The sequence below is a fragment of the Celeribacter persicus genome (assembly GCF_003050785.1).
GTDB lineage: Bacteria > Pseudomonadota > Alphaproteobacteria > Rhodobacterales > Rhodobacteraceae > Celeribacter > Celeribacter persicus.
Genome location: NZ_QAOH01000005.1, coordinates 223,990 through 249,973 on the forward strand (window position 1 = coordinate 223,990; position 25,984 = coordinate 249,973).

At 60.6% G+C, this 25,984-nt stretch carries 26 protein-coding genes; 17 read left to right on the plus strand and 9 right to left on the minus strand.

Features of this window, described 5'->3' with window-relative positions:
• Positions 1–27: 27 nt before the first annotated feature.
• A complete protein-coding gene (locus tag C8N42_RS08915; RefSeq protein ID WP_170109254.1) occupies positions 28–861 on the minus strand; it encodes a GNAT family N-acetyltransferase in 834 nt (277 codons plus the stop codon).
• Positions 858–1,544 (minus strand): GntR family transcriptional regulator, encoded by a 687-nt coding sequence (locus C8N42_RS08920; RefSeq protein WP_107816211.1) that lies wholly within the window; start codon positions 1,542–1,544, stop codon positions 858–860. Before C8N42_RS08920 ends, C8N42_RS08915 begins: the two co-directional genes overlap by 4 nt.
• Positions 1,545–1,793: 249 nt before the next feature.
• On the opposite strand from C8N42_RS08920, the gene C8N42_RS08925 reads away from it, so the two are divergent.
• From C8N42_RS08925 to C8N42_RS08945, 5 genes are all read left to right on the plus strand, one after another.
• Positions 1,794–2,768: an ABC transporter ATP-binding protein gene (locus C8N42_RS08925; RefSeq protein ID WP_107816212.1), complete on the plus strand. Its 975-nt coding sequence runs from the start codon at positions 1,794–1,796 to the stop codon at positions 2,766–2,768.
• Positions 2,769–2,802: 34 nt separating this feature from the next.
• Positions 2,803–4,068 carry an ABC transporter substrate-binding protein gene (locus tag C8N42_RS08930; protein ID WP_107816213.1) on the plus strand — a complete coding sequence of 422 codons (1,266 nt, stop codon included), beginning with the start codon at positions 2,803–2,805 and terminating at the stop codon, positions 4,066–4,068.
• Positions 4,069–4,160: 92 nt separating this feature from the next.
• Positions 4,161–5,015, plus strand: coding sequence for an ABC transporter permease (locus tag C8N42_RS08935; protein ID WP_107816214.1), 855 nt, complete (start codon positions 4,161–4,163; stop codon positions 5,013–5,015).
• A gap of 1 nt (position 5,016) precedes the next feature.
• Complete coding sequence (locus C8N42_RS08940; RefSeq protein ID WP_107816215.1) at positions 5,017–5,853, plus strand: ABC transporter permease; 837 nt, start codon at positions 5,017–5,019, stop codon at positions 5,851–5,853.
• Between the two features lies 1 nt (position 5,854).
• Positions 5,855–6,514, plus strand: a complete 660-nt coding sequence (locus tag C8N42_RS08945; protein ID WP_107816216.1) for an aspartate/glutamate racemase family protein — start codon at positions 5,855–5,857, stop codon at positions 6,512–6,514.
• On the opposite strand, the gene C8N42_RS08950 is transcribed toward C8N42_RS08945, so the two are convergent.
• From C8N42_RS08950 to C8N42_RS08965, 4 genes are read right to left on the minus strand one after another with little or no spacing between them, the layout of a single operon-like run.
• On the minus strand, positions 6,506–7,198 hold the full coding sequence (locus C8N42_RS08950) for a TetR/AcrR family transcriptional regulator (RefSeq protein WP_107816217.1): 693 nt from the start codon (positions 7,196–7,198) through the stop codon (positions 6,506–6,508). The two genes, C8N42_RS08945 and C8N42_RS08950, sit on opposite strands and share 9 nt — an antisense overlap.
• Positions 7,199–7,200: 2 nt before the next feature.
• On the minus strand, positions 7,201–10,242 hold the full coding sequence (locus tag C8N42_RS08955) for an efflux RND transporter permease subunit (RefSeq protein WP_107816218.1): 3,042 nt from the start codon (positions 10,240–10,242) through the stop codon (positions 7,201–7,203).
• Complete coding sequence (locus tag C8N42_RS08960; RefSeq protein ID WP_107816219.1) at positions 10,239–11,321, minus strand: efflux RND transporter periplasmic adaptor subunit; 1,083 nt, start codon at positions 11,319–11,321, stop codon at positions 10,239–10,241. Before C8N42_RS08960 ends, C8N42_RS08955 begins: the two co-directional genes overlap by 4 nt.
• The gene (locus C8N42_RS08965; RefSeq protein ID WP_170109255.1) at positions 11,318–12,376 is read right to left on the minus strand and encodes an efflux RND transporter periplasmic adaptor subunit; all 1,059 of its coding nucleotides are present in this window, start codon (positions 12,374–12,376) and stop codon (positions 11,318–11,320) included. The genes C8N42_RS08960 and C8N42_RS08965 overlap by 4 nt, the downstream gene beginning before the upstream one ends.
• A gap of 402 nt (positions 12,377–12,778) precedes the next feature.
• Here C8N42_RS08965 and hemP point away from each other — a divergent pair, with 402 nt between their 5' ends.
• On the plus strand, positions 12,779–12,940 hold the full coding sequence (gene hemP / locus C8N42_RS08970; protein WP_107816259.1) for a hemin uptake protein HemP: 162 nt from the start codon (positions 12,779–12,781) through the stop codon (positions 12,938–12,940).
• Between the two features lie 175 nt (positions 12,941–13,115).
• Entirely contained in the window at positions 13,116–14,279 is a 1,164-nt protein-coding gene (locus tag C8N42_RS08975) for a muconate cycloisomerase family protein (protein ID WP_107816260.1), read from the plus strand.
• 2 nt (positions 14,280–14,281) lie between these two features.
• Here C8N42_RS08975 and C8N42_RS08980 read toward each other — a convergent pair whose 3' ends face one another.
• Both C8N42_RS08980 and C8N42_RS08985 read right to left on the minus strand, forming a co-directional pair.
• The gene (locus C8N42_RS08980; protein WP_107816221.1) at positions 14,282–15,172 is read right to left on the minus strand and encodes a LysR family transcriptional regulator; all 891 of its coding nucleotides are present in this window, start codon (positions 15,170–15,172) and stop codon (positions 14,282–14,284) included.
• A 230-nt stretch (positions 15,173–15,402) separates the two neighbouring features.
• Positions 15,403–16,275, minus strand: a complete 873-nt coding sequence (locus C8N42_RS08985; RefSeq protein WP_107816222.1) for a dioxygenase family protein — start codon at positions 16,273–16,275, stop codon at positions 15,403–15,405.
• Between the two features lie 264 nt (positions 16,276–16,539).
• Between C8N42_RS08985 and C8N42_RS08995 the strand changes: the two genes are divergently transcribed.
• The 6 genes from C8N42_RS08995 to C8N42_RS09020 all read left to right on the plus strand — a co-directional run bounded on the left by C8N42_RS08995 (position 16,540) and on the right by C8N42_RS09020 (position 21,837).
• Entirely contained in the window at positions 16,540–16,929 is a 390-nt protein-coding gene (locus tag C8N42_RS08995; protein WP_107816224.1) for a hypothetical protein, read from the plus strand.
• On the plus strand, positions 16,926–17,771 hold the full coding sequence (locus C8N42_RS09000) for an alpha/beta fold hydrolase (protein ID WP_107816225.1): 846 nt from the start codon (positions 16,926–16,928) through the stop codon (positions 17,769–17,771). The genes C8N42_RS08995 and C8N42_RS09000 overlap by 4 nt, the downstream gene beginning before the upstream one ends.
• Before the next feature lie 133 nt (positions 17,772–17,904).
• Positions 17,905–18,543 carry a paraquat-inducible protein A gene (locus C8N42_RS09005; RefSeq protein WP_107816226.1) on the plus strand — a complete coding sequence of 213 codons (639 nt, stop codon included), beginning with the start codon at positions 17,905–17,907 and terminating at the stop codon, positions 18,541–18,543.
• A complete protein-coding gene (locus C8N42_RS09010; RefSeq protein WP_107816227.1) occupies positions 18,510–19,172 on the plus strand; it encodes a paraquat-inducible protein A in 663 nt (220 codons plus the stop codon). The genes C8N42_RS09005 and C8N42_RS09010 overlap by 34 nt, the downstream gene beginning before the upstream one ends.
• A complete protein-coding gene (locus C8N42_RS09015) occupies positions 19,165–21,273 on the plus strand; it encodes an MlaD family protein (RefSeq protein WP_107816228.1) in 2,109 nt (702 codons plus the stop codon). The genes C8N42_RS09010 and C8N42_RS09015 overlap by 8 nt, the downstream gene beginning before the upstream one ends.
• Before the next feature lie 3 nt (positions 21,274–21,276).
• Positions 21,277–21,837 (plus strand): PqiC family protein, encoded by a 561-nt coding sequence (locus tag C8N42_RS09020; protein ID WP_107816229.1) that lies wholly within the window; start codon positions 21,277–21,279, stop codon positions 21,835–21,837.
• Between the two features lie 52 nt (positions 21,838–21,889).
• Here C8N42_RS09020 and C8N42_RS09025 read toward each other — a convergent pair whose 3' ends face one another.
• The gene (locus tag C8N42_RS09025; RefSeq protein ID WP_107816230.1) at positions 21,890–22,420 is read right to left on the minus strand and encodes a redoxin domain-containing protein; all 531 of its coding nucleotides are present in this window, start codon (positions 22,418–22,420) and stop codon (positions 21,890–21,892) included.
• 324 nt (positions 22,421–22,744) lie between these two features.
• Here C8N42_RS09025 and C8N42_RS09030 point away from each other — a divergent pair, with 324 nt between their 5' ends.
• Genes C8N42_RS09030 through C8N42_RS09045 form a run of 4 tightly spaced genes read left to right on the plus strand, consistent with a single transcriptional unit; the run spans position 22,745 to position 25,979 of the window.
• The gene (locus C8N42_RS09030; RefSeq protein ID WP_211309167.1) at positions 22,745–23,092 is read left to right on the plus strand and encodes a 2Fe-2S iron-sulfur cluster binding domain-containing protein; all 348 of its coding nucleotides are present in this window, start codon (positions 22,745–22,747) and stop codon (positions 23,090–23,092) included.
• A gap of 35 nt (positions 23,093–23,127) precedes the next feature.
• A complete protein-coding gene (locus C8N42_RS09035; protein WP_107816231.1) occupies positions 23,128–24,048 on the plus strand; it encodes a catechol 2,3-dioxygenase in 921 nt (306 codons plus the stop codon).
• A gap of 1 nt (position 24,049) precedes the next feature.
• On the plus strand, positions 24,050–24,481 hold the full coding sequence (locus C8N42_RS09040) for a GlcG/HbpS family heme-binding protein (RefSeq protein WP_107816232.1): 432 nt from the start codon (positions 24,050–24,052) through the stop codon (positions 24,479–24,481).
• Positions 24,482–24,494: 13 nt separating this feature from the next.
• Positions 24,495–25,979 carry a 2-hydroxymuconic semialdehyde dehydrogenase gene (locus C8N42_RS09045; RefSeq protein WP_245890007.1) on the plus strand — a complete coding sequence of 495 codons (1,485 nt, stop codon included), beginning with the start codon at positions 24,495–24,497 and terminating at the stop codon, positions 25,977–25,979.
• Positions 25,980–25,984 lie beyond the last annotated feature (5 nt).

Here is a 25,984-nt window from a genome sequence, read left to right on the forward strand (position 1 = left end):
GGGCGGACTATGCCAGAGTACCACGGATCATCCAAGTTCCAGCGTGGCGACGCCGAAAAGCGTTTCGGGATGCCCCGGCGCGGGCGGTTCGCCGCGATACATCCGGGCGGTCTCGAACGTGATCTGCCAACCTCCGGCGACAAGGGTGTTGCGGAACCCGGTCTGCACCTCCGGCACATCGAGGATGGCCGCGCCTTGCCCCAATGCCGCGCAGGCGGCGGAAATCAGGCGCAGCGCACTGTCCCCATCGGGAGCGACGAGCGGCCCGATCTTGCAACCCTCGCGGCAGAGACGCGCGGTGGCAAAGCCCCGCGGACCTTCGGGGCCGTCAAGCACCATGGTGCGGCGGGTTTCAGTATCGCCCAGCCACCCGGAGAGAAAGCGCGGTCGCAGAAACCCATTGGCCAAAAGATCGAGCCCGCCGAGATCGGCAAGATCGGCATTGGTGACAGGCCGGATGTCCACATGATGCTGTGGCCTCACAGCCCCTTCGAACCGCGCGGTAGAACCGGTTTTGACAAAACCCGACCGCGCATAATTCGCCTGTTGCTCCGCCACACCATCGAGACCGATCGTCCGGTCCCCCGCGTGCTCAAGCGCGTGTTGCCAGAGTTTCAGCCCGATCCCCCGCCCGCGATATTTCGGCCGACAGATGTAAAGCCCGAGGAAAGCAAAACCCGGACAATGGTTCACCACCGAAATGGCCGCAGCGAGACCGCTTTTCTTTTCGGCAACGAAAAACCCGTTCTGATCGGCATAAGCGAAGGGCTCTGCATCCTCGATCCCGGGATTCCACCCCTCCGACGCCGCCCAGTCGAGCAGGGTCACAACTTCTTCAGGGCTTGCTGTGCGCAAGATCAAATCAAAGCCTCCTTGAGCGATTTCGGCACCGAAGGTTGATCGCGCAGGTCGAGCGAGGTCAGAAGATCGAGCAGGTGATGTTTCATCAGTTCCTCCGCCGCCGCGCCATCGTGACGCGCAAGCGCCTTGAGCAACGCGTCATGGGCATGGCTTTCGCAGAGCGCCGTGCGCCGTTGCCAATAGAGCGCGATGATCAGGGAAGAGCGAGAGACGAGTTGCGCGATGAAGTCTGCGATGGTGGTCTGATCGGCGATGCGGGCGATCTCGACATGGAACATGCCGGAGAGATGCAGCGCACGGCCCGTGTCGCCGGCATCCAGCGCCGCGTGTTCCTCGTCGATATGGTTTTGCAAAATCTCGATGTCTTCAGGCGTCGCGCGTTCGGCGGCGGAGCGCGCCGTGCGGGGTTCAAGCAAAGCGCGGGCCTCGAACACCTCTCGCGCCTCCTTGATGGAGGGCTGGGCAACGAAAGCGCCACGATTGCGCTTCAATTCGACAAGATGGTCATGGGCAAGCTGTTGCAGAGCGGCGCGCACCACGGTGCGGCTGACACCGTAAATCTCGCCGACCTCGTCCTCGCTGAGTTTCATGCCCGGAGAGAGCCGGTGTTCGTGGATCGCCATGGCCAGACTTTCCGCAACCCGTGCGCTTCCGCTTTCTTTCTGCTCAACCGGCTCCAGCATGAGATCGTCCTTCGTCTTCTGATCGGTCTACTTTCCGCCCCGGTCGCTGATTCTCAAGCCCATGGGCGGAAAAATATCGTCCACAATATTGTATACAATTATAGCGCATAATTAATGCACTCTTATGTACGACGCGCCCAAACGACAGGCATTTCGCGTTCCACACCGGAAAGAGCGTGAAAATATCTTCGGCCACACAGGAAACCGGATCAGCGTCGAGCCATCGAAACGCACAGAAGGCGGACGGACATGCGCTCTGGACAAGATTTGGAACTCGTACATCTGACCAAACGCTATGGTGAAACGGTGGCCGTGAACGATGTGAATTACGTGTTTAGCAATGGCACTTACGTCTGTCTTCTCGGGCCGTCGGGCTGTGGCAAATCGACGACTTTGCGGATGATTGCCGGACATGAAAGCGTGTCCGAGGGTGCAATCGTGCTCGACGGGCTGGACATTGCCCACCTGCCCCCCGCGAAACGTGGCACGGCGATGATGTTCCAGTCCTATGCCCTGTTTCCGCATCTGTCCGTACGCGACAACGTGGCGTTCTCACTGCGCATGAAAGGCGTGGACAAGGCAAGCCGCCACAAGGCCGCCGACGAAATGCTTGAGCTGGTCCATATGACCAGCTTCGCCCAGCGCCTGCCCGCACAGCTTTCCGGCGGCCAGCAACAGCGTGTCGCTCTGGCCCGCGCGCTGGTGACGAAACCGCGAGTTCTGTTGCTGGACGAACCACTGTCGGCGCTCGATCCGTTTCTGCGGATCAAGGTGCGGGCCGAGTTGAAACGTCTGCAACGTGAGCTGGGCATCACATTTATCCACGTCACCCACGGGCAGGACGAGGCGCTGGCACTCGCTGATGAGATCGTCGTGATGAACAATGCGGTGATCGAACAGGCAGGGGCCGCACGCGACGTGTGGAACGCACCGAAGACCGAATTCGTGGCGCGTTTCATGGGCGGGCATAATGTCATTTCGCTCGACGGAACCAAGGTCGCGCTGCGTGCCGATGAGGTGGTGTTGGGCGATCACGGCCTGCCCGCCACGGTGACCTCCGTCGAATATCAGGGCGCGCATGTGGCGATGACCTCGATGACGCAGACGGGCGAAGAGGTTTTGGCGCTCGTGCCCGAAGGCACTTTCTATTCCAATCCGAAAAATCCGGGCGATGCGGTCAGCCTCGCCTGGGACGAGGGGCGGGCCCACCGCCTCCAAAACTGAACACGCAAATCACTCCAACAAGGGAAGAACTTACATGTCTAAAATGCGTTACTCGCGCCGTGCGGTGCTCAAGGGCGGTGCGGCCGCCGTCGCCGCCTCCGCCCTTCCTGCGCCCATGGTCTGGGCGCAGGAGATCAAGGACATCACGCTCCGCCAATTCGGCACCGGCGTGTCAAACCTCAACGATGTGGCCAACAAGGTGAAAGAAGACCTTGGTTTCACGCTTGAGATGACCGCACTCGATTCCGACAGCGTGACCCAGCGCGCCGCGACCCAGCCGGATAGCTTCGACATCGCCGATATCGAATACTGGATTTGTAAAAAGGTCTGGCCGACCGGCAACCTTCAGGCGATGGATGTGTCGAAGATCGCGAATTACGACAAGATCGTCGGCATTTTCAAAGACGGCAAGCTGACCCCCGAGAGCGTGATCGCACAGGGCACCGCGCCGCACACCGTGGGCTTTGTCGAGGGCGAAGGGTCGAAAACCTTCGCCACCGAGCAGACCAACTGGATGACCCTGATCCCGACGATTTACAACGCCGACACGCTGGGCATTCGCCCCGACCTGATCGGTCGTCCGATCGAAAGCTGGACCGAGCTTCTGAACCCGGAGTTCAAGGGCAAGGCCTCCATCCTCGACATTTCCTCCATCGGCATCATGGATATGGCCATGGTCTGCGAGGCGATGGGTGAGATCCAATATGGCGACAAGGGCAACATGACCCGCGAAGAGATCGACAAGACCATGGCGATCTTCACCGAGGCGAAAAAGAACGGCCAGTTCCGCGCCTTCTGGAAGACCTTCGACGAGAGCGTCAACCTGATGGCCTCGGGCGAGGTGGTGATCCAGTCGATGTGGTCGCCGGCGATCACCGCGGTGAAATCGCGCGGCATCGAATGCGTCTACCAGCCGTTGAAAGAGGGCTATCGCTCTTGGGGCGGTGGCATCGGCCTGTCGGCGAACCTGTCGGGCATGGCGCTCGATGCGGCCTATGAATACATCAACTGGTATCTCTCCGGCTGGGTCGGTGGCTATCTGATGCGTCAGGGCTATTACTCCGCCGTGCCGGAAACCTCGAAGGATTTCATGACCGAAAACGAATGGGGCTACTGGTTCGAGGGCAAGCCCGCGACCGATGTCATCACCTCGCCGACCGGCGATGTGCTGGCACAAGCGGGCGAGACGCGCGATGGCGGATCGTTCTATGACCGCATGGGCCATGTGGCCTGCTGGAACGCCGTCATGGATGAGAACCAGTACATGGTCCGCAAATGGAACGAGTTCATCGCATCGTGATGAGATGAGGGGGCGCTGCCCCCTCCACCGTGCGGACCGAGGGTCCGCACGCCTCCTCCCCCTGGATATTTATAGACAAAAGAAAGCGCGCGATGTTGAAAAACCGTCATATCCAAGGTTGGCTTCAGGCCGCGCCGTTGAGTTTGGTGCTGCTTGGATTTCTGATCCTGCCGATCATCACCATCGTCGTGGTGAGTTTCTGGCAGGCGACTGAGTTTTCGATCATCCCGGCGTTTTCCTTGGAGAATTACGAATTCCTGTTTGGGTCTCCGGTGACTTACAAGGTGTTCTTCGCGACGTTCAAATACGCCTCGATCACATGGGCAATGACGCTCGCGATCGGGTTTACGGTCGCCTATTATCTGGCCTTTCATATCAAGAACCAGACGACGCAGATCGCGCTTTTCCTGCTGTGTACCATTCCATTTTGGACCTCGAACATCATCCGGATGATTTCCTGGATCCCCTTCCTCGGGCGCAACGGCATCGCCAACTCCATGCTGCAAAGCTGGGGCGTTATTGATCAGCCGCTTGAGTGGCTTTTGTACTCCGATTTCTCGGTGATCCTCGCCTTCGTCCACCTTTACACGCTGTTCATGGTCGTGCCGATTTTCAACACCATGACGCGGATTGATCATTCCCTCATCGAAGCCGCCCGCGACAATGGCGCCAGCGGATTTCAGACTCTAACCCACGTGATTTTGCCCCTCACAAAGCCCGGGATCATGATCGGGACGATCTTTGTCCTGACGCTTGTGATGGGCGATTTCATCACCGTGCGGTTCATGTCCGGTTCGCAAAAGGCCAATGTCGGGCGGTTGATTTCGAATGACATCGCGCTCCTGCAATATCCCTCCGCTGCGGCAACCGCCGTGATCCTTTTGATCACCGTGCTGATCGTGATCGGCATTCTGTTGCGCTTTGTCGATATCCGCAAGGAGCTTTGACATGGAAAAGAAATCCAAGTCCTTCTACGTGCTGACCGCCTTCTTCGCGCTCTTCATCCTGTTCCTTTATGGCCCGACGCTGACCATCGGCATTTTGTCCTTTCAGGGACCGGGCGGCGGGCTGACATTCCCGATGCAGGGCGCCTCGCTCAACTGGTTTCACGAGCTCTTTCAGGAACAGGCCGTCGGCGACATCTGGGGCAGTTTCCGCCGCTCCTTCGCGCTTGGCCTGATGGTCATGGTGACCACCGTCGTGGTCTCCGTCATGGGCGGCTTTGCGTTTCGCAAACGCTTCTATGGCTCTGGCATCCTGTTCTATCTGATCATCGCATCGCTGGTGATCCCGTCGATCCTGATCTCGCTGGGTGTGGGCCTGATCTTCAACCAGTTCGGGTTGAAAATTCACTGGGCCACCTCGGGCTTTGGATCGCAACTGACTTGGACCCTGCCCTTTGGCCTGTTGATCATGTTCGCCGTGTTCAACCGGTTTGACAAATCCTTCGAGGAAGCCGCGCGCGATCAGGGTGCCTCCCCTTGGCAAACCGTGCGCTATGTGGTTCTTCCGATCATCGCGCCCTCGCTGATCGGGGTGGGGCTGTTCGGCTTTACGCTCTCTTACGACGAATTCGCGCGCACGCTGTTGACCGCCGGGTCGTACAACACCCTGCCGCTGGAGATTTTCGGGATGACCACCAATGTGACCACGCCGGTGATCTATGCGCTCGGTACGCTCACGACACTGTTTTCGCTGCTGATCATCGGGGCATTCCTTCTGACCGTCTGGGTGCTTGGCAAACGCCGGGCACGGTTCGGCTCGGACGCGGGACAAGGTGTGTGAGGTGAAGATCCTCTTTCTCAATCCGAATTGCACCGAGGCCATGACCGAAAGCGTGGTGCAAACTGCCCGCACGATCCTGCCGGAGGCGGAAATCCTCGGCTGGACCAATACGGACGGCCCGTCCGCTATTCAGGGACCAGAAGATGGGGATGCCGCCCTGCCCGGTTTGCTCGTGCTTTTGCCGAAAGCCCGCGAAGCCGGAGTCGATGCCATCGTCATCGCCTGTTTCGATGACACGGGACTCGAAGAACTGCGCGCCAAGGCCCATTGTCCGGTGATCGGCATCGGACAGGCGGCCTATCACATGGCGGTCTTGTCCGGACAGAGCTATGGCGTCGTCACCACCATGGCCGGATCGGTTCCGGTGATCGAAGGCAATATTGAGCGCCATGGGTTCGAAGGGGCCTGTCTCGGGGTCGTACCCTCGAACATTCCCGTGCTCGACGTCGAAGAAGGCCGTCCGGAAGTTCTGGACAAGCTTTCCGTCGAGATTACGGCCATGGGCGCGCGCGGAGCGACGAGCGTCGTGTTGGGCTGCGCCGGCATGACCACGCATCATGCCGCGCTCAGCGAAGCGACGGGGCTCAGACTGATCGACGGAGTGCGTGCGGCAAGCGTGCTGGCCGAGGCCATGGTTCGGCTGAACGCAGTCTCAGTGTGACGCGCTCCAGGTCGCGTTCGCCCGCACCAGAAGACTGTCGGCGGCGGGCTGCGGCACTTCGACCGGCAGTTCCGCAATGGCCACGGAGGCCTCATAACTCAGCCCCAGAACCCTGAGCATCGCCGCCACGAAAGCCGCAACGTCGACCTCTTCCCCTTCCATCAAACGCCGCAAAACGGAAATTGCCCCACCTTCCATCAGATCGAAGATCAGAGTTTCCGGGATGGGGCGGAACTCTCCCGCCTCAATGGCGCTTGTGACAAAACCCGGCGCGGTTTCTTTCAGGAGGCTTGAAAAACTGTAACTCTGATGACCGAGCCGGGCGGTGAATTCGAGAAAGAGCTTGTTGTGCCGCGCCACCTCAATGAAGGCGCGCAGCCCGTAGGCGACGCGCTCGGCGGGCGGGCGATCAAAATCGACCGAGCCTTTGACCAGCAACAGAAGCTCCCGCTTGAGCGCCAGACGCGCCGCCTCAAGTGCATCCTCGATGGTGTCGAAGTAATTGTAGAACGTGCCCCGTGATACTCCGGCCTGACGCACCACATGGTCGATCACCGTGCCGTTCAGCCCACGTTCGGCAAAGACCATGATCGCCGCTTCACACAGCCGCTCACGGGTCTTTTCCCGACGCGCCTGTCCGATGCGGGTACGGTGATCGAGATCGTCGGGACAGCCTTTCACCATGCTCAGACCTCCTTCTCGGGCTTCACGCCAAAGACGAGACAATACAGCGCGGGGGCGAACAACAGGGTGATAAGTGTTCCCGCGATGATGCCGCCCATCATGGCATAGGCCATCGGCCCCCAGAACACCTGGCGCGAGATCGGGATCAGAGCCAGAGAGGCGGCGGCAGCCGTCAGAAGGATCGGACGCGCGCGACTGTCGGAGGCTTCAAAAACAGCTTGCCAGCGCGATTTGCCCTCGGCCCGCAGATCCTCGATGGCCTGCACGAGAATGATCGAGTTGCGCATCAGGATGCCGATCAGGGCCAGAACACCCAGAAGCGCGACGAAGCCCATCGGCGCATGGGCCGACAGGAGAGACGCCACCACCCCGATCAGCCCGAGCGGAGCCACGGCCAGAACGACGAACATCAAACGGAAGCTCTGTACCTGCATCATCGTCAGGGTCAGCATGATCAGGATCATGATCGGCATCACCGCCATGATCGGCTCCTGGCTTTCCGCACTGCTCTCCACCGTGCCGCCGACCTCAACCGAATAGCCCCGTGGCAGGGTCTCGGCAAAAGCCGCAACGGTCGGAGCGAGATCGGTCACGATGGTTGCAGGCAGATCATCGGTGGCAATCGCCGCCTTGACCGTGATCACCGGTTCGCGGTCCTCCTGCCGGATCAGCGGCTGTTCGGTCACCCAATCCAATGTCGCGATAGAGGAAAGAGGAATGGACACGCCTTGGGTATTGGCGAATTGCAGGCTTTCGAGCGCGGAAAGCGTCTGCCGATCTTCATCGTTCCCGCGAATTTCCACGTTGATCAGATCGCGCCCCTGACGGTTCTGTGTCACCGTCTTGCCTTCGAAGAGCGAAGCCAGAACCCCCGCCACATCCGATTGCGTCAGCCCGAGTTGACGCATGCGCGCCTGATCGAGATCGACCCGCACCACACGGCTCGGCTCGTTCCAGTCGAGCGCGATGGAGATCAGCCGGTCATCCAAGGAAATCGCGGCGGCAAAGTCGCGGGCATGATCACGCAACTCGGCATAATCCGGCCCGGAAATCCGGTACTGTACCGGCTTGCCGACCGGCGGCCCCAATTCGAAGGTCTTGGGATAGAATTCCGTGCCAGGCTGAGCGTCGGAATAAGCTCGAACCTTGGCGATAAGGCGGTCACGCGCCTCGAAATCCGGCGTCATGATCAGAAGCTGTCCGATATTGGGGCCGGGCGTCAAAGACTCCAGCGTAAGGATCACACGGGGCGCGCCAGTGCCGATATAGGTGGTCCAATAGCTCGCCTCGTCCTGCTGGCCGAGCCAGCTCTCGAAATCGGCAATGGAGTTGTCGGTCGCGTAGATGCTGGCGTTCTGGCGCAGGGTGACATCGACGAGAACCTCGGGACGATCCGAGCTTGGGAAGAATTGCTGCTCCACCTTGCTCATGCCAACGACGGAAACCGCGAAGGCAAGGACAGTAATCAATACCGTGAGGAGCTTGAACCGCATCGACAGTCGCAGCAGGGTATGGAAGCGCCGCCGCAACCACCCCGCCTCACCATGTTCGTGTTTCCATTTCTTCGGCAGGAAGGTCGCGCCAAGGACGGGCGCGAACAGCACGGCGACGATCCAGCTCAACACCAGAGAAATCGCGATCACATAAAACAGCGTGCGGGTGTATTCCCCCGCGTTCGAAGAGTTGAGCCCGATCGGGATGAACCCCGCCGTGGTGATCAGCGTGCCCGTCAGCATCGGCCAGGCGATGGTGGTCCAGGCGTAAGACGCCGCCTTGTGTCGGCTTTCACCGCGTTCCAGCCGGGAGATCATCGTCTCGATGGCGATCATCGCATCGTCGACCAAAAGGCCCAGCGCAATGATCAGCGCCCCCAGCGAAATTCGCTGAAGCGTGATGCCCATGACCTCCATGAAGACAAAGGTGAGCGCCAGCACCAGCGGGATCGTCAGGCTGACGACAAAGCCCGCGCGCACGCCGAGCGACACGAAACTCACTGCCAGAACGATCACCACCGCCTCGATCAGCGCACGCACGAAATGACCGACCGACTCCTCGACCACTTTCGGCTGATCGGCGACATGATGCACGTCGATGCCGATCGGCAGGCTGGCGGTCAACTCGGTCATGAGCTCGTCCACCGCAGCCCCGAAATCGAGGATATTGCCGCCATCGCGCATGCCGATCTTGAGCCCGATGGCGGGCTGGCCGTTGTAGCGGAACAGTTCCGACGGCGGGTCCTCGTAACCTTCCGTCACCTCACCGATATCCGCGAGGGTGAAGAAGATGTCACCCGAACGCAGCGGCGCATGGGCCAGTGCCTCGGCACTGTCGAACTGGCCGGTGACGCGCAGGAAGATATTTTCACCAGCGGTCGAAATCATGCCGGAAGACACGATCTGGTTTTGCGCCGCAAGCGTGTCGAACACCGCCTGCGCATCGAGTCCGAAGGCGGCAAGCCGACGGGCGGAGAATTCGATATGGATCACCTGATCGCGGGTACCGAAAAGCTCGACCTTGCCCGCATCGTCGATCTTTTCGATCTCGTCACGAACGTCCTCGACATAGTCTTTCAGCTCTTCCGGAGCGAAACCGTCAGAGGTGAAGGCATAGACAGTCCCGAACACGTCACCGAAATCGTCATTGAATGCAAAGCCCTGAAACTCCTGTGGGAAATCGCTCTGAATATCCGACATCATCTGTCGGACGCGTATCCAGGAGGGTGTGATCTGATCAGAGGGAATATCGTCGCGCAGATCGACATAGATCATGGCGATCCCCGGATAGGTCACCGAGCGCGTACCATCGAGCGCGGGCAGTTCCTGCAACTTGCGCTCGATCCGGTCGGTCACTTGGGTCACGGTTTCCTCGGCGGTGGCACCGGGGAGGCTTGCGGTCACGACCATGGTGCGAATGGTAAAGGCCGGGTCCTCTTCGCGCCCGAGCTTCATGTAGCTGAGCGTGCCCGCAATCACCGCCACGATCATCATGAACCAGATGAAGGAACGATGCCCCAACGCCCAATCGGACAGGTTGAACCCTTTCATTGCAGTCGCTCCCCGACGCTCTGGCCTTCTTCGAGCGCATGCACGCCCCGCACCACGATTTCATCCCCCTCGGTCAACCCCGAGACAATCACCACACGCGTTCCGATGGTCCGCCCAAGCGTCACCGGCACGAAATGCACATTCCGACCGACCTCACCGTTATCCTCGACACGCCAGACCCCCGGCGCGTCGTTCGTCCCCGCAATTGCAGTTTGCGGCAGGGTCATCACAGGGGCGGCGTCGCTGTCATAGGTGGCGGTTATCAACGTACCGATGCGGTAATCCTCCGGCGGATTGTCAAGCGTCAACCGGAGCCTGCGGGTTTCAAGACTGGTTTCCGCCACCGGCTCGATCACGCTGAGCTTTGCGGCGACCGGCGCCACACCTTCGGAACGATGACGAACGATGAAACCGGCCTGATCCGGGATCACCATGGCGAAACTCTCCGGCACATCAATGATCGCCTCACGCCCCAGAGGATCGGCCATTTCAACCACGCTCACCCCCGCACTGACCAGCGTTCCGGGCTCCACATCGGTGCTCAGGATGATGCCATCACGCGGAGCCGTCAGTTGGCCGTAGCGCGCGGCCTCCTCGGCCTGAGCGAGGTCGGCGCGGGCACTGTCGGCCTTGGCCACAGCGGCATCCCGGGAGGCGCGGGCCGCTTCGATCTGCGCCTTGGTCGCGACATTGCGAGCAAGCAACGCCTCGATCCGCTCATATTGCGACTGGGCGAACTCCGCCTGCGCCTCAGCCGAAGACAAGGCTGCCTCGGCCACCGCCACATCCTGCGCCAGTGTAATCTGATCGAGCGTGGCGATCACCTGTCCCTCGGTGACCCGGTCGCCCGCCTCGACATCGAGCGTCGCAAGGCGTCCGCTGGTTTGAAACGCCAGAGCGGTGACGTCCTGCCCCCGGATCACACCGGAGAACTGCCGCTCCACCGCCGGATCAGCCGAGAGGAATTCGGTGATGACCGGACGTGGCACCTCGGGGACGATTGCATCGTCGGCAAGGCCCGCTCCGGCGATGAGGCCGAGCGAAACGGTCAGGGTCAATCTCTGCAAAATGTTGATCATTGCATGTCCTCCAGCCCCTCGACCCGACGTCCGGCATACAAAAGATGCGACCCGGCCCCAACCACGACATCTCCTTCTTCCAACCCCTCGGCGATGGAAAACATGTCATCCTCATAGCGGTCGATGCGCACCTGTTTCGGTGTCACCGTCCCGCTTACCGGATCGCGCACCCAGACAGCGGGACCTTCGGCATTGGCGCTCAGCGCGGTCCAAGGCAAAAGGATGCGCGGCGTCATGCGCAGGGCGATGCGACCGGTGATCGAAGTCCCGATGGGAATATCGACGGCGCGTTCAGTGGGAATATCGGCATGGATTTCCACCGTTCCCGTGTCGTTGAGAACCGGCAGAACCTCCGTCACCGTGGCCTCGAAAGCCGCGACCGGACCCGCCGGATCGAGTTCGAGCACATGGCCGCGGATGGTCGACAGCCCCGCCGTGTCCGGAGCAAGAAAGACCGCCTGCCGCTGACCTTCGGGAGCGAGCTGCACGACGGCGGTTCCGGCGGAGACCACCTCGCCCAGATCGGCATAACGCTCGATCACCGTCACATCGCGATCGGCCTTCAGTTCCGTATCCTCGAAGGCCTGCTCTGCGGTTTCCAGAAGGGCGCTGGCCTGATCGCGTTGCGCCTTGGCCTCAAGATAATCCTGTTGCGCCTCGTCATATTGCGCCTGCGTCCCGACCCCGCGGTCCAGCATCGAACGTGTCCGGTCGCGCGCTTGCGCCGCCTGCACGAGTGCGGCCTCCGCCGCGTCGAGATTGGCCTGCGCTGCATCAAGTTGCGCGATAATGTTGGTCGGGTCGATGCGTGCGATCACCTCTCCTGCGGAGAACCGCTGCCCCACTTCGGCATTGAGCTGGTCGATCTGACCACCGCGCCGGAAGGAGGCGGGGAAACTGTCGGTCGCTTCGACCGATCCGATCACCCGCAATTCCTGCACGACGGGCGCACTTTGTGCGGTGATCAGTTCGACGTTCAAAGGAGGCTCTGCCTGTCCAGCCAGCGGCAGCACCGCCAGAAGAAAGGCCACAAGCATGTTCCGATCCGCCGTCATTGCGCTGCTCCGAATGTCATGAAGGTCCCTTGTGACATATGAGAAATGACACATTTGTCAACTTTGATCTGCCTTTCCGTGCAGCAGGCCCAGGTTTTCCACCCTGACGCACAGCCGGCCATCCCGCCTTTGCGGCAAAATCCGCACAGTTTTGAGCGTTCTTCTGCAAGTGTGAAAATATCCTCACGAAAAAGTTGACAGAAAAACTCAGGCTTAATATCCAAGACACAGAGAACGGGACAGACCCGTGAGTCGCGCAATCGGCGCGGCCCCATGGCAAGCAGAGGCGGGAAACGCCCAGCCAGTCTTGGTGATCCTCAACCACGTGAAGCAATTCACCGCCAACCGGAAGGCAGGCGGATTGAGATGACTGACAAAGACACAAACCCGAAGGCACTTGAGATGAACGCACATGTGACCCAGATGACCACCGAGACCGGTCAACTCCCCCCGCTCGACGCCCGCAGCCTGATTGCAGAAGGCAGCACCCGCCAGATCAATCTGGACGGACAGATTTACACCCTGCGTATCACCCGCGCCGGCAAGCTGATTCTGACGAAATGAAACAATCCCGCGCAAAACGTCCGGGTACTGGCGGTTTCGGCGAGTTGCTGGCCGCCCTACGCTTTATTTCAACGATCCATACGCGTGGCTGAGACCGGCTCGGGAAGTATCACCCGAGACCGGCACGGTAATGGACCGATCCGTCGCTCTGCTTCATTCTGGTGACAAATCAGACATGAAAGCCAAGACTTTGACCCGGATCGAACAGATTGAAGCGAAAATTATCGACGTGCCCACCATCCGCGGGCACGTTCTGGCGATGACCACGATGCTGGCCCAGTCTTTCGTGCTGGTCCGTATTCGGTTCTCGGATGGCTCCGAGGGCATTGGCGAAGGTACCTCCATCGGCGGGCTGAGCTATGGCGTCGAGAGCCCGGAGAGCATCCGTTCCGCGATTCTGACCTATATCGCACCGGTGCTGACCGATCAGCCGGCGGACAATGTGAATGCCGCGATCCAGCGCATGGATATGGCGGTGAAAGGCAACAACATCGCCAAAGCCGCCGTGGAAATGGCCCTGTGGGACGGTCTTGCCCGCCGTCAAGGCGTGCCACTGGCCGATCTCTTCGGTGGCGCCGTTCGGCGATCCGTACCCTGTGCATGGACTCTCGCCAGCGGGGTCTCCGCGAAAGACATCGACGAAGCCCATGAGATGCTCGACACCAAGCGCCACAACATCTTCAAACTGAAGATCGGCAAGCGTCCGGTGCGCGAAGACATTGCCCATGTCGAAGCCATCGCCAAGGCGGTGGGGGACCGTGGCCAGATCCGGGTCGATGTCAACCAGGCCTGGTCACTGCATGACGCACGCTGGGGGCTTTCCGGTCTTGAGGACATTGGCTGCACCTTGGCCGAGCAACCCGTCGTGGGCACAGACCGGGCGGGCATGGCGGAACTGACCGCCGCGCATCGTATCGCCGTGATGGCCGACGAGGGTCTGAGCGGGCCGGTGTCGGCGATGGCCTATGCCTGTGACCGCGCGGCCGATGTGTTCGCCGTCAAGGTGGCGCAGTCGGGCGGGTTGAAACGCGCCCGCGAAGTCTGCGCCATGGGCGAAGCGGCGGGCATCGGGCTTTACGGCGGCACTATGCTGGAAAGCGGCGTGGGCACCGCTGCCGCACTTCATCTCTTCACAACCGTGGACCGGATGACATTCGGCTGCGAACTGTTCGGACCGCTGCTTTTTGCCGAAGAAATCCTCGCCACGCCGCTCAGCTACAGCGATTTCGAAGTGCATCTGCCCGAGGGCCCCGGCATCGGCGTAACGCTGGACGAGGACAAGCTCGCACGGTTCGAACGCGACGGGGTTCATGGCGGCTTGCGGGCGGTCGGGGCCTGACCTCAGAACATCTTGCGCGCGACCGTTTGCGCGATCTGGATGAAATTCTTTACATGCACACCTTGTTCATCAAGACGGTGGCTCACAGAGAGCGCCGTCTTGTCGAGCTCGGGCTCGATCGTCAGAAACCGAATACCGTTACGCTTACCGGTCGCAACCGAGGCAGGGACGATGCAGACGCCTTCGCCAATGGCCACGAGGCTCAACGCCGTCTGCAAATCCATGGTGAATACCCGTTTGAACTCCGTAAATCCCTTGTCTTCAAGATTTGAGATCACGAAATCGGCGTAGCTCGGGCGTGGAAATTCCGGGTAGAGGATGATGTTCTGCCCCCGCGCACTGCCGGGGTCGAAGCGATCCCCCGGTCCCGGCTGGAACATGTCGGGCACAGCGGCGAGCAGGGCCTCTTCAGTCAGAAAGCGGGTCTGAAACTCCGAGTCGGTGAGCGCCGGGCGGGCGAAAGCCACGTCGATCTCACGGCGCACCAGCGCACGGTGCAGCCGGGCGTTGTTCATCGGGAAAAGGCCGAGATTCACTTCCGGGTAATGTGCCCGGTAGGATTTCACGATGGTCGGCAAAAGCCCATAGGTCGAGGAGCCGACAAAGCCGATGCGCAACCGCCCCTCGGCCCCCTGCCCGATCCGGCGCGCCTCAAGGATCGCATCGTCTATCTGGGCGAGAATGGCGATCACGCGTTTGTAAAGCTGCTCGCCTGCTTGCGTCAGCGTGATCGCATTGCGACCCCGGTTGAACAGCAACACACCGATCTCCGTCTCGATCTGTTTGATCTGACGGCTGAGCGGCGGCTGTGCCATGTCGAGCCGCTCGGCGGCACGGCCGAAATGCAGTTCCTCGGCAACCGCCACGAAATATTTCATCTGCCGGATGTCCACGCCCGTTCCTCCCCTTAAAGCGTTTCTCAAAAAACTTGAGGCACTCAATTTTTGAGAAACGTAGCAATATCAAAGCAGTGTTGTAATGTTTTTCGCTGAATCTGATTCAGATTAAACGAAAAACGCTTTAGGCTCCGCATATGAAACCCGGTTTTTCAGATAAGCGAAAGCCCCCGCGCAACGACGGGGGCTTGGCATTCTGTCACAGTCTCCTTGCGGATTTACGCGAATTACTCCGCCGCCAGAGCCGCCGTTTCAGCCGCTTTCATGATGAAGTCGAAACGGACATAGAGATCGGTATCGTACTCGTCGCCCGCCGGGCGGAACTCGGCCACAAGGCTTTCCTTCACGGCGAACACGCTGTCTTTTTCGAGATAGTCGCTGGTGCTGTCGTAGACTTGGCTGACGAGGCTGCGGTAACCGTCTTTCGCGATCATGAAGTGGATGTGGCCCGGACGGTTCGGGTGGTGGCCCATGGCACGGATCAGCTCGCCTGCGGTCTCATCCGAGGGGATCGGATAGGGCACCGGACGCACGGCACGGAAGGCGAAGTGACCGTTCTCGTCGGTCATGAAACGGCCACGCAGGTTGTAATCCGGCTGATCCGGGTCGTGGTTCTCATAGAGACCGTTCGGCGCATCTTCCCAGACGTCCATCATCACGCCTTCGAGCGGGTTACCGGCGACATCGCGGATATAGCCCTCGAAATAAACGGTTTCCTCGTTGTCGAAATGCTTCTGAACGGTGGAAGACCCTTTCGGCAGAACCGGCGGGTTTTCACGGTAGAACGGCCCGAGCACCGTGGATTCGCTTTCTGTCCCGTCGATCGGGTGGGTCAGCATATCGACCAGAACCTCGACACCGAGAATGTCACCCAGAAGGATGAATTCCTGACGTTTGTCATCGGTGATCTGACCGGCGCGGGCGAGGAAATCACAGGCATAGAGGAACTCGTGGTGCTGGATTTTCGCTTCGCGGCAGAAGTCGTGCAGGTGGCGGATCAGACAGGTCATGATCTCGTGGTTGCGGGGCGTGATTTCCCCGTTCTTCCCCAGCGAGCCCAGAACGATATCAGTTACATTATCTATGGTCACATTGCGCATCTTGGTCCTCCTCAAAGCCTGGCGCGGCATTTTAAAAATGGCGGGTGAAGACACCCGTCTTCAACGCTGGGACGGATGATTCCAGAGCCGGCGCTCCGATCCAATACGCATCCCGGTATTGGTCAATACCCGCAGCTCCCGACACCCATTCCGCCTGCGCGACCGCGCCGCGCAGGTATCGGGAGATACCCCTTTCGACATTGCTGAATGCCCGCCGCAAAAGCATGTTCCCCCTGAACGATAATGACACGGGATGATGCAGGAATGCTGGACAAATGGACCGCAATGGGAGCCGCCCTGGAAGCGCGCCCCCATCTTCTCAGATTGGGACGGCTGTTTTCCGAAACGGTTCTGATTCAACTGGGCGAGGACGAATATTACCTCACCTTCGAGAAAGGCCATCTGGCCGATGTGACCCCCGGACCGAGCCGCAAGACCCCGTGGCGTTTCGCGCTGCGCACCGATGCCGACGCGCTCAAAGCTTTCTGGCAGCCGATCCCCGAAGCGGGCTTTCACGACGTGTTCGGTCTGGTGAAGATCGGTCGTGCCCGGGTCGATGGCGATATCCTCGTCCTCGTTAAAAACTTGCGGTTTTTCAAAGAATTCCTCGCCCTTGGCAGAGATATGGGGCGCGGTCTGGAGGTGTCGGCATGAGCGCTCTGATTGATCCCATCGTTGGCCGCTATGTGACTGTCACCCTGAGCGGTCGCACCCATCGCATCTATTTCGAAGAGGCCGGTCAGGGCCGCCCCGTGCTTTGCCTGCATACGGCCGGTGCGGACACCCGTCAGTGGCGTCACCTGATGAACGATGCCGAGGTGACCGCGACCAACCGTCTGATCGCCTTCGACATGCCCTGGCACGGCAAATCCCTGCCGCCCGAAGGATTCGAAACCGAAGAATACCTGCTGACGACCGAGGCCTATATCGAGACGGTTCTGGCCCTCGTCGAGGCGCTCGGCCTTGAGAAACCGGTGCTGGCAGGCTGTTCCATGGGCGGGCGGATATCGCTTCAACTTGCCGCACTTCATGCCGACAGGTTCTCGGGCTTCATCGCCATCGAAGCCTCCGATTTCCAACCGGCCTGGTACGACATCGACTGGTTCCACCGTCCCGACGCCCATGGCGGCGAGATGGGCGCGGCGCTCGTGTCGGCGAATATCTCGCCCTATGCGCCGAATGCCGAACGCTGGAACACGCTCTGGATGTTCATGCAATCGGGACCCGGCGTGTTCCGGGGCGATCTGTCCTTCTACACCAAGGACGAAAGCCTGATCCCCCGCCTGCCGCAGATCGACACGGCAAAAACCCCGGTGCATATTCTGGTCGGCTCTTACGATCTGACCTGTACGCCCGAGGATGCCCAGCGCACGGCGGATGCGATCCCCGGCGCGACCTGCACCGTGATGGAAGAGCTTGGCCATTTCCCGATGAGCGAACACCCGGAGGGCTTCCGTCCGTTCTTCATCGACGCTCTGGACAAGATGCCCGCCTGACGGTCACCATAAACCATAACAAACCACGCACAAAAGCACGCGCGTCCGGATGTTCGGGCGCGCGTTTCCGTTCTCTCGACGCACAACGCCGAGACACCTTCCCGATCCCGGCGCAGACCGATACACTGGCCGCATGAGTGTTGTGCCCGTGCCTTCCCTGCCCGACGATCTGATCGCCTGCCCGTCCTGCGACGCGCTGCTGCATGACCGGGACGTGGCGCTTGGCGAAACCTTGCGCTGTCCACGGTGTCATGAGGTAATCGAAGCGCCCCGCGCACTGGCGATGACGCGGATCATCATGCTGGCGCTCGCGGCCCTGATCCTGATGATCGCCGCGATCTTTTTCCCTTTTCTCGAACTCGGGGCCGCCGGTATGGTACGGCGCAGTTCGCTTCTGGATACGGTGATGGCCTTTTCCACCGGACTGACCGCGCCTTTGACGCTCGCCATGGCGGCGCTGATCGTGGTTTTACCGGTGACGCGCTTCATGGCGCTTTTATACGTGTTGGGCCCGATGGCCTTCGGTTGGCACCCCGCACGCTTTGCGGCCCCGGTGTTTCGCCTCGCCGAAGCGCTCAGGCCTTGGGCCATGGCGGAGGTCTTTGTCGTAGGCGTCGCGGTCGCGTTGGTAAAGGTCGCAGGACTTGCGCATATTTCCATTGGCCCGGCGTTCTGGGCCTTCGTCGCGCTGGTGATCGTGACGGTATTGAAAGACAATTTCATGAGCAGAGTGACAGTTTGGAAAACGCTGGACGCCCGACGCAGATCGTGACCGCGCGCGCAGCGGGGCTGATTGGCTGCACCCATTGTGGGCGGGTGCACCCTTCGGGTACGCAGGTCTGCACCCGGTGCGGGACGCATCTGACGCCGCGCAGCGTGGCCTCGCTGCAGCGTGTCTGGGCTTGGTGGATCGCCGGGCTGATCGTTTACATCCCGGCCAATCTCTACCCTATGCTGCGCACCGCCTCTCTGGGCAAGACGCTTGAGAGCACCATCCTCGGCGGGGTGATCGAGCTTATGCACCATGGCGATTACGGGGTCGCGCTAATCGTTTTTGTCGCCTCCATCATCATTCCGGTCGCCAAGTTCATCGCCATCGCCTATCTCGCTCTCAGCGTCTCGCATCGCGTGCGACTTTCGGCACACAGGCGACATATCCTCTTCGAGGTGGTTGAATTCATTGGCCGCTGGTCCATGATCGACGTATTCGTGGTGGCGATCCTGTCGTCTCTGGTGCGGCTCGATTTCGCGGCCACCATTACGCCCGGGATCGCGGCGGTGAGCTTTGCACTGTCAGTGGCCTTCACCATGCTCGCTGCTTTGAGTTTCGATTCACGGCTGATCTGGGACGCCGGAGAACAAGAAGCCGGAAAGAAGGAAAAGGAGCGCTCCATTGGATGAGCCACAGATCGCAGAGCCTCTGATCGAAGGGCCGAAACAGTCCTTTTGGCGTAATCTTTCCTTTGTCTGGCTCGTGCCCTTGGCCGCGCTGGCCGTCACACTGTTCATCGCCTGGCAAAGCTGGGCCGAACGCGGGCAGTTGATCGAGATCCTGTTCGAGAATGCCGCAGGCGTCACGGCAGATGAGACCATGATCCGCTACCGCGATGTCAACGTCGGGGTGGTGGAAAGCGTGTCCTTCTCGGACGATCTCACCTCGGTGCTGGTACGTGCCCGGATCGAGCGGGCGGTTGCCAAGGCGCTGCCTTCGGATGCCGAATTCTGGGTCGTGCGCCCCGAGGTCACCGCCAGCGGCATTACCGGCCTCTCCACCGTCCTGTCGGGCGTCTATATTCAGGCTGCTTTCGATCCGAGCGAAATCGAAACCGGTGCCACACGGTTCACCGGGCTCGACACGCCGCCTCTGGTTCTGCCGGGCATGAAAGGGACCAAAGTCACCCTGCGCACCGCCGATGGCGGTCAACTTACCGCAGGCGCCCCGATCTATTATCAGGGCATCGAAGTCGGCAAGATCGAAGCTCCCCGCCTGCTCGACAGTGGCACAGGGGTGGTTGTCGATGCCTTCATCACCGCCCCGCATGACAAACGACTGACCACCGCCACCCGGTTCTGGCAGACCTCGGGATTCTCGGTGAACATCGGGCCGGGCGGGCTGGATTTGTCCATCGGCTCCGTAGCCGGGCTTCTGCGTGGCGGGATTTCTTTCGATACGGTGTTTTCCGGTGGACAACCCGTCACAGAGGGGCTGGTTTTTGACCTTTACGAGAGCGAGGAAGAGGCGCGCTCCAGCGTCTTCAAGGAAGCCATCGAGAACCCCGTCGATCTGACGGTGGAGTTCGAACAATCCGTCGCCGGGCTGACCGTCGGCTCGCCCGTGGTCTATAAGGGCGTGAAAATCGGCGCTGTCTCCACCCTCGGAGCCTTCATCGAGGAGGGAGAAGACGGCCAAATCGTCGTGCTGCGCGCCACGATCTCCATCGACCCGAGCCGCCTCGGCCTGGACCCCGACACGCCAGCCGCGCAAACCATCGCTTTCTTTGCCGACGCCGTCACGAACGGATTGCGTGCCCGCCTGATCTCGCAAAGTATTTTTAGCCGCTCGCTGGCGGTGGAACTTGCAGAATTGCCCGACGCAGAGCCCGCCGCGCTCGGCATTTTCGCGGCCACCGCGCCGCTTTTGCCCTCCGTTACCTCCAACCTGCCCGACCCCGGCGCGACCGCCGAAGGTCTTATGAAACGGGTGAACGATCTGCCGGTCGAGGAACTGATGGAACAGGCCATCGCGACGCTCGCCTCAATCGAGAGCCTTGCGGGCGACGAAAACCTGCGCGCCGCGCCCGACGCCTTTGTCGGGCTGATGGACGATGCCCGCGCCATGATCGGCGGCCCGGATGCACAGGCCCTGCCCGGCGAACTGCGTCAAGCGGTTGCGGAGTTGCGCGGCGTGGCCGAGGATTTACGAACCGCCGAGGCGGTCACGAAACTGGTTACTGCCCTCGAAGATGCCTCCGAAGCCGCCACCTCCGTGACCGATGTAGCGGGCGCTTTCGACGAAAAAATTGCTGGCGTGCCGGATCTGATCGACGGGCTGAACCAGTTGACGGAAAAAGCCAATTCTCTGGAACTCGAACAATTCCTCACCATGGCAACACAGCTTCTGGACGGGGCCGACAAGCTCATTGATCAGGAGAGCACACGCAAACTGCCCGAAAGCCTGACTGGCGCTCTGGACGAGGCGCGCACGGCGCTTGCGGAACTGCGCGAAGGCGGCGCGGTAGAGAACACCAACGCCACGCTCGCCTCCGCCCGCAGCGCCGCCGAAGCGGTCGAAGCCGCCGTCGCCGATCTGCCGCAGATCGCCGAACGGATCGACGGGCTGGTCAGCGAGGCCGAGGGGGTTCTGGCGGGTTACGGTCAGAATTCCCGCTTCAACCGCGACACGCTCGATACGCTGCGCGAGTTGCGTTCGGCCGCGGAGGCACTTTCAAGCCTTGCGCGCGCACTGGAACGCAATCCCAATTCCCTCTTGTTTGGACGGTAAGTCATGAGACGTTTTCTGCCCCTTCTGCTTCTGAGCCTCGCCGCCTGTGGCGACACCGACCCGCGCTATCTGATGGCGAGCACACCCACGGCGGAGATCACACGTACCGCGCTTCGGGTGGCGACGCTGGAGATCCGTCAGGTGAGCCTGCCCGCCTATGCCAATGACGATCTGATCCTGCGAGAAGAAGCGGACGGGGCGCTAACCCCCATCAAGGGTGCGCTCTGGGCCGACACCCCCGCCCGCGCGATGACTCAGCATCTGGCCGACCGTCTCAGCGCCACCACAACCGCGCAGGTCGCCGCCGAACCCTGGCCCTTGGCCCGTCCGGCACAGGCGGAGGTCGATGTGCGCGTGTCGCAAATGGCCAGCCGCACCGATGGCAAGCTGCATTTGTCGGGGCAATTCGCTGTTTCCTCCTTCGATCAGGTGGTGCGGGAGCGGATCGTGCCCTTTGCCATCGCCGTGCCGCTGAGCACCGACACGCCCGCCGGGATCGCTGCGGCCTCGGGGCAGGCCGTGGATCGGCTCGCCGGGCAGATCAGCGTCACCCTCTCACGTTAAGAACGCATGAGGTGCGAGACGAAACAGGGTGCCTTTGCGCCTTGCCGTGTAATCACCCCTGCCCGCGTTCCGGGAATTTCATCGTATTATCAATCGCCCGCACCAGATTGGTTGCATCGGGCCAGAGGTTCGGCCCGCTTTGCACGCTGGCCAGCCCAATGGTGCCATCGGCCTTGATCCAGACCTGCGCCGGTTCGATATGCAACGACGCCGCTCCTTCCTCCGAGCTGTTGCGGGTGAGATAAAGCCCCCAATCGCGCGCAAGTGTTTCGGGGTCGAGACCATAACCGAGCGGCAGGCGAATAAGCTGCATTCGCTCCTGAAGTGCTGCGGTTTCGGCCTGCGTCTCACATCCAACGGCAAAAACCCGCAAGCCACGAATGGCGAAATCGCCGATACGGTCGTCGAGTTCCTTGAGCTGCAACCGGGACCATTTGCAGTGCGATCCGCGGTGAAAGGCCACGAGCGTGCCGCCCGCCGGAGCATCCTCGGCAATGTCGCAAATACCGTGGCGAAACGTAGTGAACCGTAGCGCGGATGCCGGCTTCCCTGGAATCAGTGTTCGGGTCGAATTCAGTGTCATATGCCGTCTCCCCAGCTTTGCGAAAGGGCTGCGTCAATTTGGCCGACCGGCTGTTTCCAGAACCGACACCGCATCAAGGAGCGAATAGAGCGATCACCCCTCTCCATATTGTATTCAAAAGAAAAATGCATGGTTTTCCTCCTCTTTCAGGCCACGCCTCTGATGCTCTCCCAAGATCAAATCGGGCCTGAGTAATGTGGTGATATCCGGAGTCTCGTTGTCAATCGAGTAAAAAATATCGTTTTTATTTGACAGTAACGATTAATTCTCGCCATGATCTGGGTCACGAGGCGTGTGGAGGACGCAGCGAGGAGGAGAGAATCAATGCCAGACGGAAGCCCGTTTTCGGTCATGCACAGCATCCGCATCAAAGGATGCGAGACCACCATCGCATGTGCCGAGGGTCAAAAAGTGCTCATGGCCATGGAACAGAAAATCCATTTTCCCAACCCGCGTCCGGTGCGGGTCGGATGCCGCAAAGGCGGCTGTGGCGCTTGCCGCGTGAAGGTCACCAAGGGAGCGTACACGGCCGAGAAATCGAGCCATAGCCACGTGACGCCCGAGGAGGCCGCCGAAGGTTACGCGCTGGCCTGCCGCATCACGCCGCTGAGCGATCTCGAAATTGAACCCGCCTTTCTCGGGCCACGCCGCCCAACAGAGAAAAACGAGTAAGCATCAAGTCTATAGGTGTCAGAGGAGGAAAACCTATGTCTCAAGAAGGACTTCTGCGTCCAGGTATCATCCAGCTCCGCGTGCTGGATATGGACGAAGCCATCACCCATTATCGCGACCGCATCGGTCTCGATTACGTGTCGACCGAAGAGGACGGTCGCGTTTATCTGAAAGCCTTTGACGAATTTCATCGTCATTCCGTCGTCCTGCGCGAAGCGGACAGCGCTGGCATCGACTTCTTCGCCTTCAAGGCCGATGGCCAAGAAGCCGTGGACGGGTTCCGCAAACGCATCGAAGATTACGGTGTCGCAGTCGAGGATGTGGCCGCAGGCGAGATGCCGGGCACCGGCAAACGCATCGGCTTTACCATCCCCTCGGGGCACCGGATCGAGATTTATGCCGATATGGAGCTCTCCGAGACAGCACCCGAAACCCACAATCCCTACATTTACAAGGACGAGCCGCGCGGCATGCGTGCTCAGCGCCTCGACCATTGCCTGCTCTACGGGCCGAACCTGCCGGAAGTCGAAAAGTTCTTCACCGAAGTGCTCGATTTCCACATCCCGGAACGTGTCGACCTGCCGGACGGCACGCTGGCGATCTGGATGACCGTCTCCAACAAGGCCCACGACATCGCTTTCGTGAACCATCCCGAGCCGGGCAAGCTGCACCACGTCGCCTTCTTCCTCGAAGACTGGAACGACATCGGTCACGCCGCCGACGTGATGACCCGCTACGACATTTCGCGCGACCTCGGCCCGACCCGTCACGGCATCACCCGCGGTCAGACGATTTATTTCTTCGACCCGTCGGGCAACCGTAACGAAGTCTTCTGTGGTGGCTACACCGCTTACAAGGATCACCCGACCCGCATCTGGGACGGCAACCATGTGGGCCGCGGGATCTTCTATTACGAGCGTCAGTTGAACGACGCCTTCCTGTCCGTGGTGACCTGAGATGGAAGTGACCCGTCCCACCCGTAAACTGACCGCCATGGCCGCGTTCGAGGCCGTTCGGATCGCCATAACCCGCGCGGAGGAGCTTGGCGTGGCAGTCAACGCCAGTGTCGTGGACGCAGGCGGGCGAGAGATCGCCTTTCTGCGGGGGGACGGGGCCTTTCTGCCCTCGGGCCAGATTGCCCGGGACAAAGCCTATACCGCTGCGGGCTTCGGCATCCCGACCGGCGATCTCTACAAGGCGCTGTCCGGGGAACCGGACGTGCTTGCGGGGATCACCGGTCAGCCGAATGTCGCGGCATTTCCGGGCGGGGTGCCGATCCGCGTAGAAAACGAGCTGATCGGCGGCATCGGGGTGTCCGGTGCCTCAGCCGAACAGGATGACATATGCGCAAAAGCCGGACTGGCCGCCATCGGCCTTTGGCAAGACTGAGGATGAGAGAGAGATGAGAGACGGGCTTATGACCTTCACGCAGGAAGCGATGCATTTTATCAACGGGGAGTTTACCCCCGGCACGTCGGGCAAGACCTTCGACAATATCTCGCCGGTGACGGGCAAGAAAATCGGCATCGTGCATGAGGGTCTCAAGCCCGAGGTGGACGCTGCGGTGAAAGCCGCACGCGCGGCGCTCCACGGCCCATGGGGTTATATGCCGATGGCCGAACGGGCCGAATTGCTCCACGCCGTCGCCGACGAGATCAATCGCCGTTTCGACGATTTCCTCGAAGCCGAAATTCTCGACACCGGCAAACCCAAAGGTCTGGCCTCTCATGTCGACATTCCGCGCGGCGCTGCGAATTTCAAGATTTTTGCAGATCTCGTGAAAAACGTGCCGACCGAAAGCTTCATGCTCGATACGCCCGACGGGTTCGGCGCGCTGAACTACGGGGTGCGCAAGCCCAAGGGCGTGATCGCGGTGATTTCTCCGTGGAACCTGCCGCTCCTTTTGATGACGTGGAAGGTCGGTCCGGCGCTCGCCTCCGGCAACACGGTTGTCGTGAAACCTTCCGAGGAGACACCTCTGACCACCACGCTTCTGGGCGAGGTGATGAACACTGTGGGCATTCCGAAAGGTGTGTTCAACGTGGTGCACGGCTTTGGCCCGGACAGCGCCGGCGCCTACCTGACCGCCCACCCACAAGTGGATGCGATCACCTTTACGGGCGAGACTCGCACCGGCGAGATCATCATGCAATCCGCGGCCAAAGGCCTGCGTCAGGTGTCGATGGAATGCGGCGGCAAGAACGCCGGGATCGTGTTTGCGGATGCGGATATGGACAAGGCGATCGAAGGCACGCTGCGCTCAGCCTTTGCGAACTGCGGTCAGGTCTGCCTCGGCACCGAGCGGGTCTATGTCGAACGTCCGATCTTTGATGAGTTCGTATCCCGCCTGAAACAAGGTGTGGAGATGATGAAACTTGGCCCCTCCGAAGACCCAGAAACCTCTATGGGGCCGCTGATCTCGCAAGAACACAAAGAAAAGGTGATGTCTTACTACAAACTCGCCGTCGAAGAGGGTGCAACGGTCGTCACCGGGGGTGGCGAGCCGGATATGCCGGACGAGTACAAAGGCGGTGCCTGGGTTCAGCCGACCATCTTCACCGGCCTCTCGGAAAATGCGCGTTGCATCAAGGAAGAGATTTTCGGTCCGGTCTGTCACATTGCCCCCTTTGATACCGAGGAAGAGGCAATCAAACTGGCCAATGATACGGAATACGGACTGGCGACCGCGATCTGGACCGAGAACCTCACCAAGGCGCACCGCGTCGCACGTCAGATCGACGTGGGGCTCGCCTGGGTCAACTCGTGGTTCCTCCGCGATCTGCGCACAGCATTCGGCGGCGCGAAACATTCCGGCATCGGTCGTGAAGGCGGCGTCCACGGGCTCGAATTCTATTCCGAGCTGACCAACGTCTGCGTGAAACTCTGAAGGAC